Genomic DNA, 16,348 nt, shown 5'->3' on the forward strand with positions numbered 1-16,348 from the left:
GCAGAGAAGAAAGAGAGAATATCCCACTTGAAACAATTCGTGAGTGCGGTCTTTTCTGCTTCTTCCTCTCTGCGTTCTCTGCGCTCTCTGCGGTTAAAAAAATCCCTAATAAATGGTATAATCTTAAAGCTATTGAGGAATACCGAACATGACCACAGCACAAGACCCCGTAAAATTGATGAAACAGCAAGTTGGCTTTGCTGCTGCCGATCGCGTAAAATCTGGTATGATTGTCGGACTCGGCACGGGGTCAACTACAGCTTATACTATTCAAGCATTGGGCGATCGCATAAAATCAGGCGAACTCAAAGATATCAAAGGAGTCCCGACATCCTTTCAATCAGAAGTATTAGCCAAACAGTACGGAGTGCCGCTGACAACCCTCGACGAAATTGACAGAATAGACGTAGCCATTGACGGCGCTGACGAAGTAGATCCGCACCTCAACTTAATTAAAGGTGGCGGCGCCGCCCACACCCGCGAAAAAGTTGTCGATTGTCTCGCTGCTCAGTTTATTGTAGTAGTTGACAGTTCCAAAATGGTAGATAAATTGGGTTCGACTTTTCGCGTCCCCATCGAAGTTATACCGATGGCAATTACCCCCGTTACTCGCGCCATTGAAAAATTGGGCGGCAAACCAGAACTTCGCATGGGAATCAGAAAAGCTGGCCCGGTAATTACCGATCAAGGTAATATGGTAATTGATGTTCAATTTGACAACCTTGACAATCCTGCGGAATTAGAAAAAACTTTGAATAACATTCCCGGCGTGTTAGAAAATGGTTTGTTTGTCAATTGTACAGACTTGGTTTTAGTAGGCGAAATTAAGGACGGCAAACCCGTAGTCCGGGAGATTTCTAAATAGGGAATCGCTAGCTCCCGTAAGGTGCGCAATGCGCACCCTACATTTAGATATGTTAATAAGTTAGTATCTCTTTTTTGATGATGCAATATCGCAGATTCGGCCGCACAGAACTATCCATGCCCGTCTTTTCCTGCGGCGGCATGAGATATCACCACAAATGGCAAGATGTGCCAGCAAATGAAATTCCACCAGACAATCAACAAAATCTCGAAGCGACGATTCGCTACTCGCTTGAATGCGGCATCAATCACATAGAAACTGCTCGCGGTTACGGCACTTCTGAGATGCAGTTGGGGTGGATTTTGCCGAAGTTTCCCCGCGAAAACTTGATTGTTCAAACGAAAGTTTGTCCTCAAGCCAACTCCGAGGCATTTCGCGAAGAATTTGATAAATCCTTAGCTTATTTACAGCTAGAATACGTCGATTTATTTTCGATACACGGCATTAATACCTGGGAATTGCTAGAGGATTCTATGCGCCCGGGCGGCTGCTTGGATGTAGCGAAAAAATTGCAAGCAGAAGGCAAAGTTCGGTTTATTGGTTTTTCAACTCACGGCCCTAGGGATGTGATTGTCAAAACCATTGAAACCAATCAATTCGATTATCTTAACTTGCACTGGTACTACATTAATCAAAATAATTGGCCCGCAATTGAAGCAGCTAAACGTCACGATATGGGCGTTTTTATTATCAGTCCTTCCGACAAAGGCGGTCAACTTTACAGCCCACCGCAAAAGTTGGTAGATTTGTGTTATCCGCTGAGTCCGATGGTGTTTAATGATTTGTTTTGTTTGTCGCACCCGCAAGTACATACTTTGAGTTTGGGTGCAGCCAAACCTGAAGATTTTAACGAGCATCTCAAAGCTGTAGAATTGTTAGATAAAGCTGATGAAATTTTGCCGCCGATATTAGTAAGGCTGGAAAAGGCAGCAATTGATAAATTAGGAGAAGATTGGTTTAAGACTTGGGACTTCGGTTTGCCAACTATCGAAAATACTCCCGGAGGAGTTAACATTCGCGTGATTTTGTGGCTGTGGAATTTGGCGAATGCTTACGATATGCTCGACTATTGCAAGATGCGCTACAACCTTTTAGGTAACGCCAGCCACTGGTTTCCGGGCCAAAAAGCCGTGAAGCGCAGCTATCCCGTAGGGAATCGCCTGGATGAATTAGACTTGCGCCGCTGTCTCGCCCACAGCCCCCACGCTGCGAAAATTCCCGGTATTCTCCAAGCAGCCGATCGGCTTTTTGGAGGCGAAGCCGTGCAGCGCTTATCCCAAGAATAATCGAAAAAACCCGGTTTCGAGACAGAAACCGGGTTTGTGAGCCGGAGCACGTGAGACTTATGTACACGTACCTCCTTAGCCTATACTTGAGGCGTTGTCACCCACATCGCCCATCTGTGTCATCCATTCGGGCGATAAGTCAGTAGTCATTAGTCATTAGTCATTAGTCAGTAGTCAGTAGTCAGTAGTCAGTAGTCAGTAGTCAGTAGTCAGTAGTCATTAGTCAGTAGTCATTAGTCATTAGGAAAGAAGAAGATATACACAGCAAGCTTGAGCGCGAGTTGTATTTTAAGTTTAATTAGGTATATTTACGATTTTATAATTTTTTTCCCAACTTTCTCCCATTTTGCTTTAATCTGAGATAAAACAGTTAATAATTCACTTCGGGATCTTTTATGACACTCCAACGCCGAGATTTCTTGTATTTGCTAACAGCCACCGTCGGAGCTATTACCGCAGGTGCTTGCCAAGCGTCAGGCAATAGTGTAGCGCAAGCAAGTCCATCCCCAGAAAGCCCAAAAATAGCCCAAACTCCCGGGCCTTTTACACTACCGCCTCTGCCTTACGAATACAACGCTTTAGAACCGCACATCGATGCGCGGACAATGCAATTTCACCACGACAAACACCACGCAGCTTACGTTAAAAACCTCAACGATGCTGTCAATAAATACCCGAATCTTAAAAACGTGAGTGTTGAAAATATGCTCAAAGATTTGAGCAAAGTGCCGGAAGATATTCGCACAACTGTACGCAATAATGGCGGCGGACACCTCAATCACAGTATGTTTTGGGAAATCATGAGTCCCAAAGGTGGCGGCGAACCCACAGGAGCAATTGCCACAGCAATTAAGCAAAATTTCGGCAGTGTTGAGGATTTTAAAGCCAAATTCAACGAGGCTGGTACTAAGCGTTTTGGCAGCGGTTGGGTGTGGCTAGTTCGCAATAAAGCTGGTAAACTTGAGATTACAACTACTGGCAATCAAGACAGTCCTTTCAGTGATGGCAAGTATCCCATTATGGGCAATGATGTTTGGGAACACGCTTATTATCTCAAATACCAAAACCTGCGTGCAGACTACTTAAAAGCGTGGTGGAATGTTGTTAATTGGGCGGAAATTAACAAACGTTACGAAAAGGCGATCGGTTAGTTTAACAAAGATACAGTGGCGGTTGTTTCAACCGCTATTGTATCTAAAATGGCTTCCGCTAGCGAATCGGGCGATCGAACTGCTTGACAACTTTCCGCAGGTAAACGCAGTGGCGCGCGCCCTGACTCGTCGGCGTGGTGAATGCTTCGACTGACTCGACTGTGCCGCCGAAATGCTCGATCGCACTTTGCAACTCTGCCTCTTCCTCCAGCGTCCAATTTCCCCGGTAAAGTACCGCCAAACCGCCGTTTTTCAGGAAAGGTAGCGCGTATTTAGCACACATAGAAGCTGCTCCAACTGCCCTCAGCAATGCGATATCGTAAGCTTGTCTGTGCTGCGGTTGTCGGGCAATTTCATCGGATCTGCCCAGCAAAGTCGTAGCGTTTTCTATACCCAAAGACGGCAAAACCGTGTCCAAGAAAGTGATTTTCTTGCGAGTAGAATCCAGGAGAGTGACTGATAAATGCGGAAGGGCGATCGCGATCGGCAACCCCGGAAAACCGCCACCAGTCCCGATATCGATCGCTTTCAACACCGACTCAGCAGGAATTTCGGCATTTTCAGCCAAATTGTGATGAGGTGGCAGCAGTCTCGCAATTCCCCGCAGAGAATCCCACAAATGTTTTTCCCAAAACTCTATCGGCTCAGTAATTCGAGTTAAATTTAAGGAACGATTGCCCTCAACAATTAACTCATAAAGCCGCTGAAATTGTTGCTGCTGCGACTCATTCGGCTGCCAATTCAGCGTTTGCTGCCACAACTCATTCATCTCGGGCAACATACTAATTTCCGTCTGGTTCATCTTCTAATAACTATCGAAAGAACTAATGACTAATGACTGCTGACTAATGACTACTGACTAATGACTACTGACTAACACAACTTGCTTCCTTAGCCTCTAATTTAGCCCTATCGACCTCCTGCAAATCCCCATGGTCTAAAGTCCAAAATTTATCAGCAACGCTCAACAAATCGCTAGCATCGTGAGTTACAATCAACAAAGTCCAGTGATTTTTCAACTTACCCAACAAGCTTACCAACTGTCGGCGCATCGACCAATCCAAGCCCGCCGTCGGTTCGTCCAAAAGCAGCAAATGCGGCTGGCGAATTAGCTGCACCGCCAGCGCTACCCGGCGCTGTTGTCCGCCGCTCAAAGCGTGGGGGGAAGCGCGCAGCGGCAAATGTCCGAGTCCCACTTCTGCCATTGCTGAGTTAATTTGTTCTTGTCCCAATTCGGGATGTCCCAGTCGCAATTCTTCTAAAATTGTACCTCCGCAAAAATGTCTTTCTGGAAACTGGAACACTAAACCTCCTAACTGTTGCAAGTGTTCCGGTGTTAATTCTTGTTCGCGCCAGCGGATATCGCCGCTAGTTTTTTCTGCTAAACCTGCTAATATTTCTAAGAGCGTACTTTTGCCGGAACCGCTGCGGCCGACTATCAGCCCCATTTGCTGCGATGGCAGTTCTAAGTTGATATTTTTTAGAATAGCATTGGGACAGGCTGTAGGATGATAGACTAAGTTTTTTAGATAAAGCATTAACGTAATTGGTAGTTAGAAATTGGGCATGGGGTATGGGGCATTGGGCATTGGGACTCATCTATCCCTCCGCTCTTGGTTGTGCTATTAATAGTTAAGGTTGTTTTTTGCTGGTGCCGATCGCCCAAATTTATTTTACATAAATCTTTACAAAATTTTCGGTTTTTTTCAGCCTTGGCGTTTGATTATTGACATTTTTTATGGTATATTTTGACAATGGAAATCTGTGCGCTCATATATATTAGAATTCACACTTCCATTATTAAAATATACCGCAAGAGCCACAAAAAATCAAGCAAATTTAACTCTTTTTTGCTAGCGGCCCGATAGTCTGAGAACGTAACTCTCTTGTTTCTAGTTTACAGTATATTTCATTGAGAGAATTGACTATGACGAAAAACCCTTTAGCATCGCCCTTGGAGCAAATGTTAAGTTACAAACAGACAGTACGGGCGATCGCCTGTGGAAGTGCGATCGCCCTGGGCATCTGCATTAACTCCGCAGTAGCGGGCGATCCCTTCCGCACGAGCAACCAGCAGGCGATCGGGCCCAACACCGAAACCGCCTTCAAAACAATGTTTCAGCAAGGAAACTACAAACAAGCAAAAGCCCAAGTTCAACAAGCACTATCAGCAGAACCAAACGAACCCCTAGCCTATGCAATGGCAGCCTCATTATCCTACATCGAGCAAGACTTAAACTCGATGAATACCTACGCTCAAAAAACCCGCGAAATCGGCGAAAAATTGACCAAAACTAACCCCTTGCGCGGCAACATTTACACAGCAGCAGGTCACTTTCTAGAAGGAGCAAATGCCATAGCCAAAGAAGGAACAGCCAAAGGTGCGCCCCAAGCACTCAACAAACTGCGAGTAGTATTTCAATACCTAGATGCAGCAGAAAAAATAGCGCCCAACGACCCAGAACTCAACCTGCTAAAAGGCTACATGGACTTAATGTTAGCCTCAAACCTACCCTTTTCCAACCCCAGCGACGCCATTAAACGACTGGAAGAAAAAGCCTCGCCCCGCTACTTAGCCTATCGCGGCATGGCCGTAGGCTATCGAGACTTGAAAAAGTACGATCGCGCTTTAGAATTTGCCAATAAATCCCTAGCAGAAACACCCAGCAACCCCGAAATCCTTTATCTCAAAGCACAAGTCTTATTTGCTCAAGCCAAGACTCAATCCAACAACAAAACCATACTTGAAGAAGCCCGAAAAAACTTCGACGCCGCCTTAGCAAAACCAGACCAACTACCGCGCAGTTTAGTAGCCGAAATCTTCTTTCAGCAGTGCAAAACCCGCAACCGTCTCGACAGTAAATCTCGCGACTGCGACCCGATGCGCGATAAAATTAGAGATGCAGATGGCATCTGGGGGCCGACGGCTTTACCACCACTCTAAAAAAGACCAAAAAACTATGAAAGTACAGTTTCGCGAATTTAACCCCTTTGACCTCTGGATTTGGCTAAAATTCAGCAACGTGCCTTCAAACGGCGAAAAACAGTATGTAGAAGAAGTGTTTGACTCTTGGTTTTTCCTGGGAAAACTGGGAGGATTTAATGCTGAAAATTTGCAAGTTCAAGATGAAGGCTTAGATATTAGTGACATGGATTACGATGTTAATCTAGCCGACCAAAGCATGATGGCTTTGATGCACAATATGGGAGAAATGGAGTATCAAGGTTCTTGGGCTCGCTGCTGGTTTGATTTGGGGACTAGCGATGCGATCGGCATCGATGTTTTAATTAATGTTTTCCAGCAACTCAGCAAAGAATTTGTGACTATTGAAGAACTAATTATTGGCGGGGAAAACAAAAACTGGCCTGTCGCAAACAGTCGCAGTCGAGAGGCTTTTGTGGCAGATAATTAGTCAGATCGTACCCGAAGAGAATGACGATAATTAAGATTGGTTTGTAGTGAGGACTTCAGTCCTCTGATTATCAGGACTGAAGTCCTCATTACAAACTATTTTTTTGGTTTGTAGTGAGGACTTCAGTCCTCTGATGTCCTCTGATTATCAGGACTGAAGTCCTCATTACAAACTATTTTTTTGGTTTGTAGTGAGGACTTCAGTCCTCTGATTGTCAGGACTTAAGTCCTTACTACAAACCATTTTTATTACTGGTAATTGACCGGGCATAATATCATTGGTCATTAGGGGCGGGTTCTAGCAAAAATATTGCTATAGCTAACAGCATACATAAACCCGCCCCTTTGTCCGCCTTACCTTTCTCTAGCGAAGATTAGGCAAAATGCTGTAAAGAAAAGAGTTAATGAAACCGAGGGCTATAGCGCCCAACAAAGCGCTCCAAATTCCCCAGCGCAAGCGAAACCCTTCAACTAGCCAAGCCGCCAATCCAAAGATAGCAGCGTTGATAACAATCATAAACAAACCAAAAGTTATCAACAAAGCTGGAAAACTAAACAACATAAAAACCGGCCGCAGTAAAGCATTCAGCAATCCAAAAACTGCCGCGGAAACCATTGCTTTTCCAAAAGTGTCAATGTCTACCCCGATGGGTAACTTGGAAATAATAAAAAAGCTCACAGATGTTACCAGCCAAGCAATTATCAGCGAAACGATATCTATGTGCACGTGCTTATCTCCTTAAAAGACTAAACATTAAATCGGAACAACAGCACATCCCCCTCTTGTACAACATACTCTTTTCCTTCACTGCGAACTAAGCCTTTTTCCTTAGCTGCATTCATCGCGCCTGTAGCCACCAAATCTTCATAAGCTACAGTTTCTGCCCGGATGAAACCCCGCTCAAAATCCGAGTGAATCACCCCCGCAGCTTGCGGCGCTAACATTCCTGCGATGATTGTCCAAGCGCGAGTTTCCTTTGGCCCGCTAGTGAAATAAGTCCGCAAACCCAATAATTCGTAGGTAGCTCGAATCAAAGATTTTAAGCCACCTTCTGTTACCCCCAGAGATTCTAAGAAATCCGCCCGCTCTTCTTCTGGTAGTTCTACCAATTCTGACTCAACTTGCGCCGAAACTATGACAACCTTAGCATTTTCTTTAGCTGCTATTTCCCGGACTTGTTCGACATAGCTATTTCCGGTTCCCAAATCGTCTTCAGACACGTTAGCTGCATAGATAATCGGCTTGTTTGTTAACAATTCTAAACCTTTAACTAATTCTGCTTCTTCGTCGGTTAAACTGCTTTGGCGCACGGGTTTTTCTGCATTCAAAACCACAACCAACTTTTCGAGCACGTTTACTTCTGCTTGAGCTTCCTTGTTGTTGCGGGCTTGTTTGCGAGTGCGATCGAGCCGGCGTTCAATTTGAGCTAAATCTGCTAAAATTAATTCGAGATTGATAATGTCAATATCTCGCTGGGGATCGACAGAACCGGAAACGTGGATGATATCATCATTGTCAAAACAGCGGACAACGTGGACGATCGCATCTACAGCCCGAATGTGAGACAAAAACTGATTTCCCAGCCCTTCCCCCTGACTCGCACCCTTCACCAAACCGGCAATATCGACAAACTCCATCCGCGTCGGCACAGTTTGCACAGAATTGGAAATATTGCTCAGCACCTTCAACCGTTCGTCGGGTACTGCCACGATACCCGTATTTGGCTCGATCGTACAAAAAGGAAAATTAGCAGCAGTCGCCTTGGCATTAGCCACCAAAGCATTAAACAGAGTTGATTTGCCAACATTAGGCAGTCCGACAATTCCGGCGGTAAGCATAGCTATTTAGAAACACATATCACTGTTTAAAAATATCATAAGTATCCGCAATCTATCGAACAGGCTGCCCCAAATTTAAAGCCTGTGTTCGCCTAAATGTCTAACTTGAGGTGGATTGCTCAATGATTCAGAAGTTGTTACACAAAAGAACGATCGCCCAAAACCTGTCCCCATCCCTTATTTATCCAAAAATTGGGTCCTGGGCTAGAAACTCGGTTTGGGCGATCGACCTCACAAATTCTGTTAAACTTCCCTGTGGACTAAAACATAATTTAGATAGGTTCAGGGATAGTCTGAGGAATAGGGCCCGGAACTGTTTGAGGAATCGGAAAAGGTACAGTTTCCGGCACCGGTTCAGGGATTGGCTGCGGAATTGGTGCAGGTACAGGTTCCGGTACGGGGCCAGGCACCGGTGGCGATGCGGGAATCTCCGGCAGCCCCGGTTCAGTACCGGGAATTTGCGGGTCTGGCATCGGATCGGGAGTGGGATAAATCATGTTAGTATTTTGCTCGCTAGTAATACAGATGTCTCAAAAACAATTTGTCACCACTTCCAGCTATCTTTTAAAACAAAAACACCCGATTTGTGGTATTGGTTAATTAGAGTTGACAAAATTGACAAACACCTTAAATTTATCTGCGTCTATCTGCGTCTATCTGCCTCGATATGCGGTTAAACTCTCAATCAAATATTTATGAAGGAGTCTCTTATATTAAAATCAAAACAGCGGCTAACACATCTATCTAAATAGCGATTCTTCACTGTTATGACCGCCTAAAATTAAGCCTTGAGTATTAGGGAATATCCCAACCCATATCCAGCGAGTCATCCCCAATCTAATATCTAAAATTGTATAAGTGTCACCAGCAAACCCTCAACAACAAACTCCGCTATTAGATGCGCTGCGCGATCGCACAAACCACCATCACAGCCCATTCTACGCCCCCGGACACAAACGCGGACAAGGCATTTCTCAACCCTTAGTTGACTTGTTCGGGGCCGCAGTATTTCGCTCAGATTTGCCCGAATTGCCAGAATTAGATAATCTCTTCAACCCAGAAGGTGCAATTGCCCAAGCTCAAGAGTTAGCAGCCCAAGCATTTGAAGCAGACTCAACTCGCTTTTTAGCCAACGGTTCGACTTGCGGAATTATCGCCGCCATTGTCGCGACTTGCGGCCCGGGCGATAAAATTATCTTGCCTAGAAATATCCACTCTTCGGCGATTTCCGGCTTAATTTTATCCGGTGCAATGCCGATTTTTGTCAGTCCAGAGTACGATCGCACTTGGGATATTGCCAACAGCATCACCCCAGAAGCCGCAGCAGCAGCCTTAGAACAACATTCCGACGCGAAAGCAGTAATGGTCGTCTACCCAACCTATCACGGCGTGTGCGGGGATTTGCGGGCGATCGCCAAAATTACCCATCAATACAACATACCGTTATTAGTAGACGAAGCCCACGGCGCGCACTTTAACTTCCATCCCAACTTGCCAGCACCGGCCCTATCAGCCGGGGCAGATTTAACAGTACAATCAATCCACAAAACCCTCGGTGCAATGACTCAAGCATCGATGCTGCACGTCAAGGGCGATCGCATAAATATCCAAAAAGTCGATCGAGCATTGCAGCTTGTACAATCCACCAGTCCCAGCTACTTATTATTAGCATCATTAGACGCCGCCCGCCAACAAATCGCCCTCCACGGAAACGAGTTAATGGCGCAAACTTTAGATTTAGCTGCAAAAGCGCGATCGCACATCAGTCAAATTCCCGGCTTATCAGTTTTAGAACAGTTAAATACACGTGGTTTTGCAGCATTAGACAGAACGAGGCTAACAGTAAAAGTATCAGATTTAGGAATTACTGGATTTGCGGCTGATGAAATTCTGCACTCGGAGTTCGCAGTCACCGCAGAATTACCAATGCCGCAACATCTCACATTTATTATCAGTTTGGGAAATACAGAATCAGATATTGACAATTTAGTTAAAGCTTTTACGCTTTTAGCCGAAAGAAGCAAGTTCGGCAGCGGATTATGTAGCGGATTTAACGGATTTAACGGATTCATGTTTAAAGAGGAAGCAAGAAGCAAGAAGCAAGATGTTTCCCCTCTCCCACTCTCCCCCACTCCCCCAATCTCCCCCCGCGAGGCCTTCTTTTCGCCAACGGAAACCGTAGCAGCAGACAAAGCAGTCGATCGCACCAGTGCCGAACTCATCTGTCCCTATCCCCCAGGAATACCAGTTTTGATGCCCGGTGAAATCATTACTCAAACAGCCCTTGACTACCTGCAACACATCCTTGCCGCCGGCGGAAAAATCACAGGTTGCAGCGATAGAAGCCTCCAAACTCTCAGGATTGTGGCAAAGTAAATATTAAGGCTGGGAAGAAATGGGGAGAATTTCTACTTCTGCCTGACTTCCAACTTCGGTCTTGCTTCAATCTAAAATCTAAAATCTAAAATCTAAAATAAAACTATGCTTTGGCCCTACGTCACTCCTGGTATCCCAGACGATTTATTTGAACGTTTACCGGGAATTCCCATGAGTAAGCGAGAAGTCCGACTGCTGTTACTCTCCCACCTGCGGCTGCAAGCAGACTCAGTGGTGTGGGATATCGGTGCAGGTACTGGCACCATTGCGGTAGAAACAGGTTTGCTGTGTCCCAAAGGTCGGATTATTGCCGTAGAAAGGGACGAAGAAGTAGCCAGCTTGATTCGCCGAAATTGCGATCGATTCGAGATCAAAAACGTAGAAGTCATCGAAGGTAGCGCCCCTGAATGCCTCGAAAACCTCCCCGAACACCCCCACCGAGTCTGCATCGAAGGAGGGCGCCCGATTAAAATGATTCTCCAGGAAGTCTGGCGACACTTGCGCCCACAGGGTCGAGTTGTCGCCACAGCCTCGAATTTAGAGAATCTTTACGCCCTTTCCGAAACCTTCTCTCAGTTGCAAGTCCGCAACATCGAGGTAGTCCAGTCCGCTGTCAACCGGTTGGAAACTCGGGGCCTGAGTCAAATCTTTGCCGCTGTCAATCCCATCTTTATTCTCAGCGGTGAAAAGCTGGATTAGTCATTGGTCCTGCCGTCATCAGTCATCAGTCATCAGTCATTAGTCATTAGTCAATACACTGAGATATTCCCACACCACATCAAAGATGGTGATGTGGGCCCGGAGGCTGTATCACTGAGAATCACACACTAAATGTAATTCTTAACCTTTTTTACGTTCGCTTAACGTTCATACTTAGAATAAGGGCGACCTTAGCTGGAGCGATCGCCAGAGTTGAAATTTTGGATCGCCGGTTGAGGATGGGGGACAAACCAGTACCTTAACCATCCTTGCATCCTTGCATCCCAAATCGACCGATCCCGCCCAAAAAACAAAATTTTAGATTAGAGTTCCAACCCCCAGATTCATCTGTGGACTAAATCTAAAATCTAAAATCTAAAATCTAAAATCTAAAATCGACTGACCCGCCGTCTGCTGTGAGAACTTCATTTTATGCCTTGGTCTCGTATCCTGAGTGGAATAGTTGCGATCGTCCTTGCTTTGGGAATGATTATTATGGGGGGATGGTACTTCACCCTCGGCTTTGGCGTCATCGTGTACCTAGGTCAATTGGAATATTTTCAATTAGCCCGGGCTAAAGGCATTGCACCTGCGGCCAAAACTACCTTAGTTGTCAGTCAAGGCTTGCTGATGACTGCCGCCCTGGCGCCGCAACTCGTAGACGCCATGTTCCCCCTCGCCGGAACCTTAATCTGTTTCTACCTGTTATTCCAACCTAAATTATCGACGATCGCCGATATTGCCTCCTCAATTTTAGGATTGTTCTACGGCGGTTATTTGCCCAGCTATTGGGTACGGCTGCGAGTCGGCCTCGATCCGGCCAATCTCGCTACCACCCAATTTTCGCAAGTAGTAGCAAGCAATTTGCCCGTTAACATTTACTCGTCCCAGTCTTGGACAAGTTCCAGCAACATATCTTTAGGATTGACTTCGCTGCTGGTGGCTTTCCTCTGCATCTGGGCTGCGGACATTGGCGCTTATTTTGTCGGCAAATTCTTCGGCCGCACTAGCCTGTCCCACATCAGCCCGAAAAAAACCGTTGAAGGTGCCGTATTTGGAGTTTGCGGCAGCATCGCCGTGGCCGCCGCCTGGTCTTGGTATTTGCAATGGCCGGGGTGGCCCTATACTGGGGCTGCTTTTGGTCTGTTGATTGGCGTTGCTAGCTTGTTGGGAGATTTAACTGAGTCGATGATGAAGCGAGACGCCGGCGTTAAGGATTCGGGACAGTTGATTCCCGGTCACGGCGGCATTCTCGATCGCACTGACAGTTATGTTTTTACTGCACCCTTAGTCTACTATTTTGTGACTTTGCTATTGCCCGCGATCGACTCTTTTTTAATTAATCGGTAATTGGGCATGGGGCATAGGGCATGGGGCATAGGGCATGGGGTATGGGGCACGGGGCATAGGAATTTGGAGGCTCTTCCTCCGGGTATGTATTCCCAGGCTCTTCCTGGGAACCAGGTTACAGCCAACAGCCAACAATCAACAGCTAACAGTCAACAGTCAACAATCAACAGCTAACAGTCAACAGTCAACAATCAACAGCTAACTAACTAAGGCAAAACTCTAATCGAGCCCCGACAAACAATCTCCCCCGGACTCAAAATCAACTCATCAATCTCAACTTCCTGCCCGAAATCAATTTTAAAATCATTGAAATCACTGCTCTTGATTTCTCCATCGACTTCGATTTCCGGTGATTCAAACATCAATTCGCGACCGCTAGCAATCCGCAAACCAGTTCGCAATACAACAGGAATTTGCGTACCGCCAGCACGCAAAATAGTCGCCGAAAGCGTCAACTTCCCAGCCTCAATTTTGATCTGAGAATCTTGCAATTTCAGCGATTTTTCGCTATCTGTCAGCGGTAACATTGGCAGCAAAAATTCACTCAAAGCATCCGCCAGCAAAGGCGCTTTCAGGGACGCATTCAAATCCGCTTGAGAGAGCCTCAAAACGCCCGTCACGGGAACAGATTCGAGCAGGCGCAGCGGTTTGCCTTTGAGAGCTTGACCGAGGTTGATGCGAATGCCGCACCCCTCTAGAGCAACCTCTGTTAGGTGTAATCCTTTATACACTGCACCGCGAGCGGCGGCCGTTACTTTGGGGATCGCACCGCTAAAGATTTGTCGATCGCTCCCCTCAATTTTCACTTTCAACTCGTCAACTTGCTGAACTTGCGATCGCAGCAACAACTGCACCGCCGGAGACAGCACCGAACTCGCGATCCGGCTGCCTTGGCTCGGCGGCGGTGTCCCCCCTTGCTCGTCGAGGTTGGCAGTCCCACCAGAGCCCGCAGCGGTAGCTATATTGTCAAATAAAAGAGAGTGGCGATCGACAGTCATAAACAATTTCAAAATACAAACCTTAACATTCAAACACAAAAAATTAACTGTTGACGAGCGCATCCCGTCTCACAAACCCGGTTTCTCCACAGAGATATCGCCGTCAACCTCTGATTTTCCGTTAGAACCGGGTTGATTAGCGCAACTCCTAAATCACTCCCGAAGCAGTTTTCAGGCATCAGCAATGCCTGAAGCAGCAAAATTCTCACCCTTTGGGCCCTCTGACTCTCTCCAGAATTCGCGAGTTGTGCGATCCCGAGGTAAATTTCGCGATCGAGCGTATAAAATTAACCACCAGTACCGGTTTTATGGTAGTGTTAGTTAGTGGTCGTGCCAGACCCACACATTTTAAATAAGCAACAAACCAACGGTGCAGGGAATAGCCTGCCGCGAGTCTTTTCCTCGTAGTTTTTGCACAACACATTCAGGGTTATGCGATAAGGACAATCTGCACCAGGTGCGACGCCCTGTAAGGATTGGTTAGCAAACATTAGAATTTATTCCCAACCAGGAATTAAACATTGGCAGTAAGGTTAATCCATTAACCGTGTCGTATTTCCTCCCTCCACCGCTCGCGTGTTGGTGGTTTCCACACTCCCGTCATGTCTGATGAAAGGCTGCAAAAAATCCTCGCCCAGTGGGGCATTGCCTCTCGCCGTCTTGCAGAACAGATGATTGTAGCTGGACGAGTCCGAGTTAATGGCAATATTGTTCGTTTAGGACAAAAAGCAAATCCCGATCGCGATTTCATCGAAGTCGATGGAGTCCAAGTGAAACCAACGGATCGACCGGCTTGTGTCTATCTGTTGCTCAACAAACCCGCAGGCGTAGTTTCTACTTGCAGCGATCCCAGGGCGCGATCGAAAGTTCTCGACTTGCTGCAGCCCAAACTGCGCTCTGGTCAAGGCATCCACCCCGTAGGACGCTTAGATGCAGATTCCACTGGCGCCCTCTTGCTCACCAATGATGGTAAGCTGACATTTTGTTTGACCCACCCGCGTCACTCGATCGCCAAAACTTACCAAGTTTGGGTGCTCGGCGATCCCCCGGAACCCATACTGCAAGCGTGGCGTCAGGGCATTATCTTGTCCGGTAGAAAAACATTACCGGCCCAAGTTAGAGTTCTCGATCGCGCGCGAGACCAAACTCTGTTAGAAGTAATTCTATCAGAAGGGAGAAACCGACAGATTCGGCGCACCGCCGAGCAGTTGGGATATCCAGTGGTACGCCTCCACCGCACAGCCATTGGCCCGATTCAATTGCAGCCCCCCGCAGGGCCGATATTGGCACCGGGCTGCTACCGACCCCTAGAAGATTCAGAAATTATTTTTTTATGGAATCTAGTCAACCTAACATCAATAAGCGTGCCAGTGAATCCCCAGGAGCACAGCATATGACAAAGAATTTATTGTTTTTATTCTCCCAAATAACTAAGAAGAAACTGCACTCCCAAGAGGCAGAAACACCTCAGAAGAAACTAGCGGAAATAGGATCTCAACTCCGCGAGTACCGCGAACAGCAGTCGATTTCTTTAGACAAAGTAGCCGTGGTAACAATGATTCGGCGGAATCTACTGCAAGCCATTGAAGACGGCCAACTCGACCAACTCCCCGAACCCGTCTACACTCAGGGTTTGATCAAGCGGTACGCAGAAGCAATGGGTTTAGATGCAGCTCAGTTTGGCGACTTTTTCCCGATCGAACCGCCAGCGCGATCGACCACCAAGCTATCCTGGCAGAATGGCCCACAATTGCGGCCGATGCACCTGTACCTCTTTTACACATTTCTAATTATCTGTTCAGTCAATCTCTTATCTCAGTTGATGGGCGGTTCTATGACAGCAAAAAACGGTGCGGTAACCAAAGAATTAGCTCTTGAGCAAGAACAAGCTCGTTTAGCCCAGAGCGCCGCTTCAAAAAATCAGAAAGCCGATAGTTACGATGCTGTGGAAGCAACAAGAACAGGTCAAAGTTTAGATAAATCTGGCAATCAACCAGTCATGGTTAACGTCACTTTCAAAGCCGAATCATGGATGAAGATTGAAGTTGATGGCAAACCCGAGTTTGAGGGAACTTTGCCTTCAGGAACTGTGCGGACTTGGCAGGCCCAAAACAAATTGGTAGTTCTAGCTGGTAACGCCGGCGGTGTAATGATTGCTGTGAATAACCGACAAGCCGAACAACTCGGAGAATCGGGAGTTGCCAAAGAAGTTGTTTTTATCGCCGACGAACTCAAACCTTCAGCCAAGCCCAAAAATTAAGGTTAATCGGCCTTGCCAGGTCATGGGGCATAGGGCATGGGGCATAGGGCATAGGGCATTGGGCATTGGGAAGAAGACCCGCGCAGGGCATAGTTAGTCGTTAGTAGTTAGT

At 46.6% G+C, this 16,348-nt stretch carries 16 protein-coding genes; 10 read left to right on the forward strand and 6 right to left on the reverse strand.

Annotated elements, in window-relative coordinates:
* Window positions 1–148: 148 nt before the first annotated feature.
* The 3 genes from rpiA (at window position 149) to JGK39_RS06325 (ending at window position 3,302) form a co-directional block, all read left to right on the forward strand.
* Window positions 149–865, forward strand: coding sequence for a ribose-5-phosphate isomerase RpiA (gene rpiA / locus JGK39_RS06315; RefSeq protein ID WP_293248461.1), 717 nt, complete (start codon window positions 149–151; stop codon window positions 863–865).
* Between the two features lie 80 nt (window positions 866–945).
* A complete protein-coding gene (locus tag JGK39_RS06320) occupies window positions 946–2,151 on the forward strand; it encodes an aldo/keto reductase (protein ID WP_366048817.1) in 1,206 nt (401 codons plus the stop codon).
* A 395-nt stretch (window positions 2,152–2,546) separates the two neighbouring features.
* Window positions 2,547–3,302, forward strand: coding sequence for a Fe-Mn family superoxide dismutase (locus JGK39_RS06325; protein ID WP_293295974.1), 756 nt, complete (start codon window positions 2,547–2,549; stop codon window positions 3,300–3,302).
* A gap of 58 nt (window positions 3,303–3,360) precedes the next feature.
* On the opposite strand, the gene rsmG is transcribed toward JGK39_RS06325, so the two are convergent.
* On the reverse strand, window positions 3,361–4,083 hold the full coding sequence (gene rsmG / locus JGK39_RS06330; protein WP_293248467.1) for a 16S rRNA (guanine(527)-N(7))-methyltransferase RsmG: 723 nt from the start codon (window positions 4,081–4,083) through the stop codon (window positions 3,361–3,363).
* Window positions 4,084–4,168: 85 nt separating this feature from the next.
* The gene (locus JGK39_RS06335) at window positions 4,169–4,840 is read right to left on the reverse strand and encodes an energy-coupling factor ABC transporter ATP-binding protein (RefSeq protein WP_293248470.1); all 672 of its coding nucleotides are present in this window, start codon (window positions 4,838–4,840) and stop codon (window positions 4,169–4,171) included.
* Window positions 4,841–5,229: 389 nt separating this feature from the next.
* Between JGK39_RS06335 and JGK39_RS06340 the strand changes: the two genes are divergently transcribed.
* Together JGK39_RS06340 and JGK39_RS06345 are read left to right on the forward strand one after the other, a co-directional pair.
* A complete protein-coding gene (locus JGK39_RS06340; protein WP_293248473.1) occupies window positions 5,230–6,246 on the forward strand; it encodes a Sll0314/Alr1548 family TPR repeat-containing protein in 1,017 nt (338 codons plus the stop codon).
* 16 nt (window positions 6,247–6,262) lie between these two features.
* Window positions 6,263–6,715: a DUF3531 family protein gene (locus JGK39_RS06345; RefSeq protein WP_293248476.1), complete on the forward strand. Its 453-nt coding sequence runs from the start codon at window positions 6,263–6,265 to the stop codon at window positions 6,713–6,715.
* A gap of 363 nt (window positions 6,716–7,078) precedes the next feature.
* Here the strand turns inward: JGK39_RS06345 and JGK39_RS06350 are convergent, their stop codons facing one another.
* The 3 genes from JGK39_RS06350 to JGK39_RS06360 all read right to left on the reverse strand — a co-directional run bounded on the left by JGK39_RS06350 (window position 7,079) and on the right by JGK39_RS06360 (window position 9,050).
* A complete protein-coding gene (locus JGK39_RS06350; protein ID WP_293248735.1) occupies window positions 7,079–7,435 on the reverse strand; it encodes a phage holin family protein in 357 nt (118 codons plus the stop codon).
* A 26-nt stretch (window positions 7,436–7,461) separates the two neighbouring features.
* Complete coding sequence (ychF, locus tag JGK39_RS06355) at window positions 7,462–8,553, reverse strand: redox-regulated ATPase YchF (protein ID WP_293248479.1); 1,092 nt, start codon at window positions 8,551–8,553, stop codon at window positions 7,462–7,464.
* A 272-nt stretch (window positions 8,554–8,825) separates the two neighbouring features.
* On the reverse strand, window positions 8,826–9,050 hold the full coding sequence (locus tag JGK39_RS06360) for a gamma-aminobutyric acid A receptor, epsilon-like protein (protein ID WP_293248483.1): 225 nt from the start codon (window positions 9,048–9,050) through the stop codon (window positions 8,826–8,828).
* A 361-nt stretch (window positions 9,051–9,411) separates the two neighbouring features.
* Between JGK39_RS06360 and JGK39_RS06365 the strand changes: the two genes are divergently transcribed.
* The 3 genes from JGK39_RS06365 (at window position 9,412) to JGK39_RS06375 (ending at window position 12,978) form a co-directional block, all read left to right on the forward strand.
* Complete coding sequence (locus JGK39_RS06365) at window positions 9,412–10,929, forward strand: aminotransferase class I/II-fold pyridoxal phosphate-dependent enzyme (RefSeq protein ID WP_293248486.1); 1,518 nt, start codon at window positions 9,412–9,414, stop codon at window positions 10,927–10,929.
* A 105-nt stretch (window positions 10,930–11,034) separates the two neighbouring features.
* Window positions 11,035–11,628: a precorrin-6Y C5,15-methyltransferase subunit CbiT gene (gene cbiT / locus JGK39_RS06370; RefSeq protein ID WP_293248489.1), complete on the forward strand. Its 594-nt coding sequence runs from the start codon at window positions 11,035–11,037 to the stop codon at window positions 11,626–11,628.
* 432 nt (window positions 11,629–12,060) lie between these two features.
* Window positions 12,061–12,978 carry a phosphatidate cytidylyltransferase gene (locus JGK39_RS06375; RefSeq protein ID WP_293248492.1) on the forward strand — a complete coding sequence of 306 codons (918 nt, stop codon included), beginning with the start codon at window positions 12,061–12,063 and terminating at the stop codon, window positions 12,976–12,978.
* Window positions 12,979–13,184: 206 nt separating this feature from the next.
* On the opposite strand, the gene JGK39_RS06380 is transcribed toward JGK39_RS06375, so the two are convergent.
* Window positions 13,185–13,976 carry a DUF2993 domain-containing protein gene (locus JGK39_RS06380; RefSeq protein ID WP_293248495.1) on the reverse strand — a complete coding sequence of 264 codons (792 nt, stop codon included), beginning with the start codon at window positions 13,974–13,976 and terminating at the stop codon, window positions 13,185–13,187.
* Between the two features lie 602 nt (window positions 13,977–14,578).
* On the opposite strand from JGK39_RS06380, the gene JGK39_RS06385 reads away from it, so the two are divergent.
* Together JGK39_RS06385 and JGK39_RS06390 are read left to right on the forward strand one after the other, a co-directional pair.
* Window positions 14,579–15,373, forward strand: a complete 795-nt coding sequence (locus JGK39_RS06385) for a pseudouridine synthase (RefSeq protein ID WP_293248509.1) — start codon at window positions 14,579–14,581, stop codon at window positions 15,371–15,373.
* A complete protein-coding gene (locus JGK39_RS06390) occupies window positions 15,370–16,236 on the forward strand; it encodes a RodZ domain-containing protein (RefSeq protein ID WP_293248512.1) in 867 nt (288 codons plus the stop codon). Before JGK39_RS06385 ends, JGK39_RS06390 begins: the two co-directional genes overlap by 4 nt.
* Window positions 16,237–16,348 lie beyond the last annotated feature (112 nt).

Origin of the sequence: Microcoleus sp. PH2017_12_PCY_D_A (genome assembly GCF_020738565.1) — a bacterium.
Taxonomy (GTDB): domain Bacteria; phylum Cyanobacteriota; class Cyanobacteriia; order Cyanobacteriales; family Microcoleaceae; genus Microcoleus.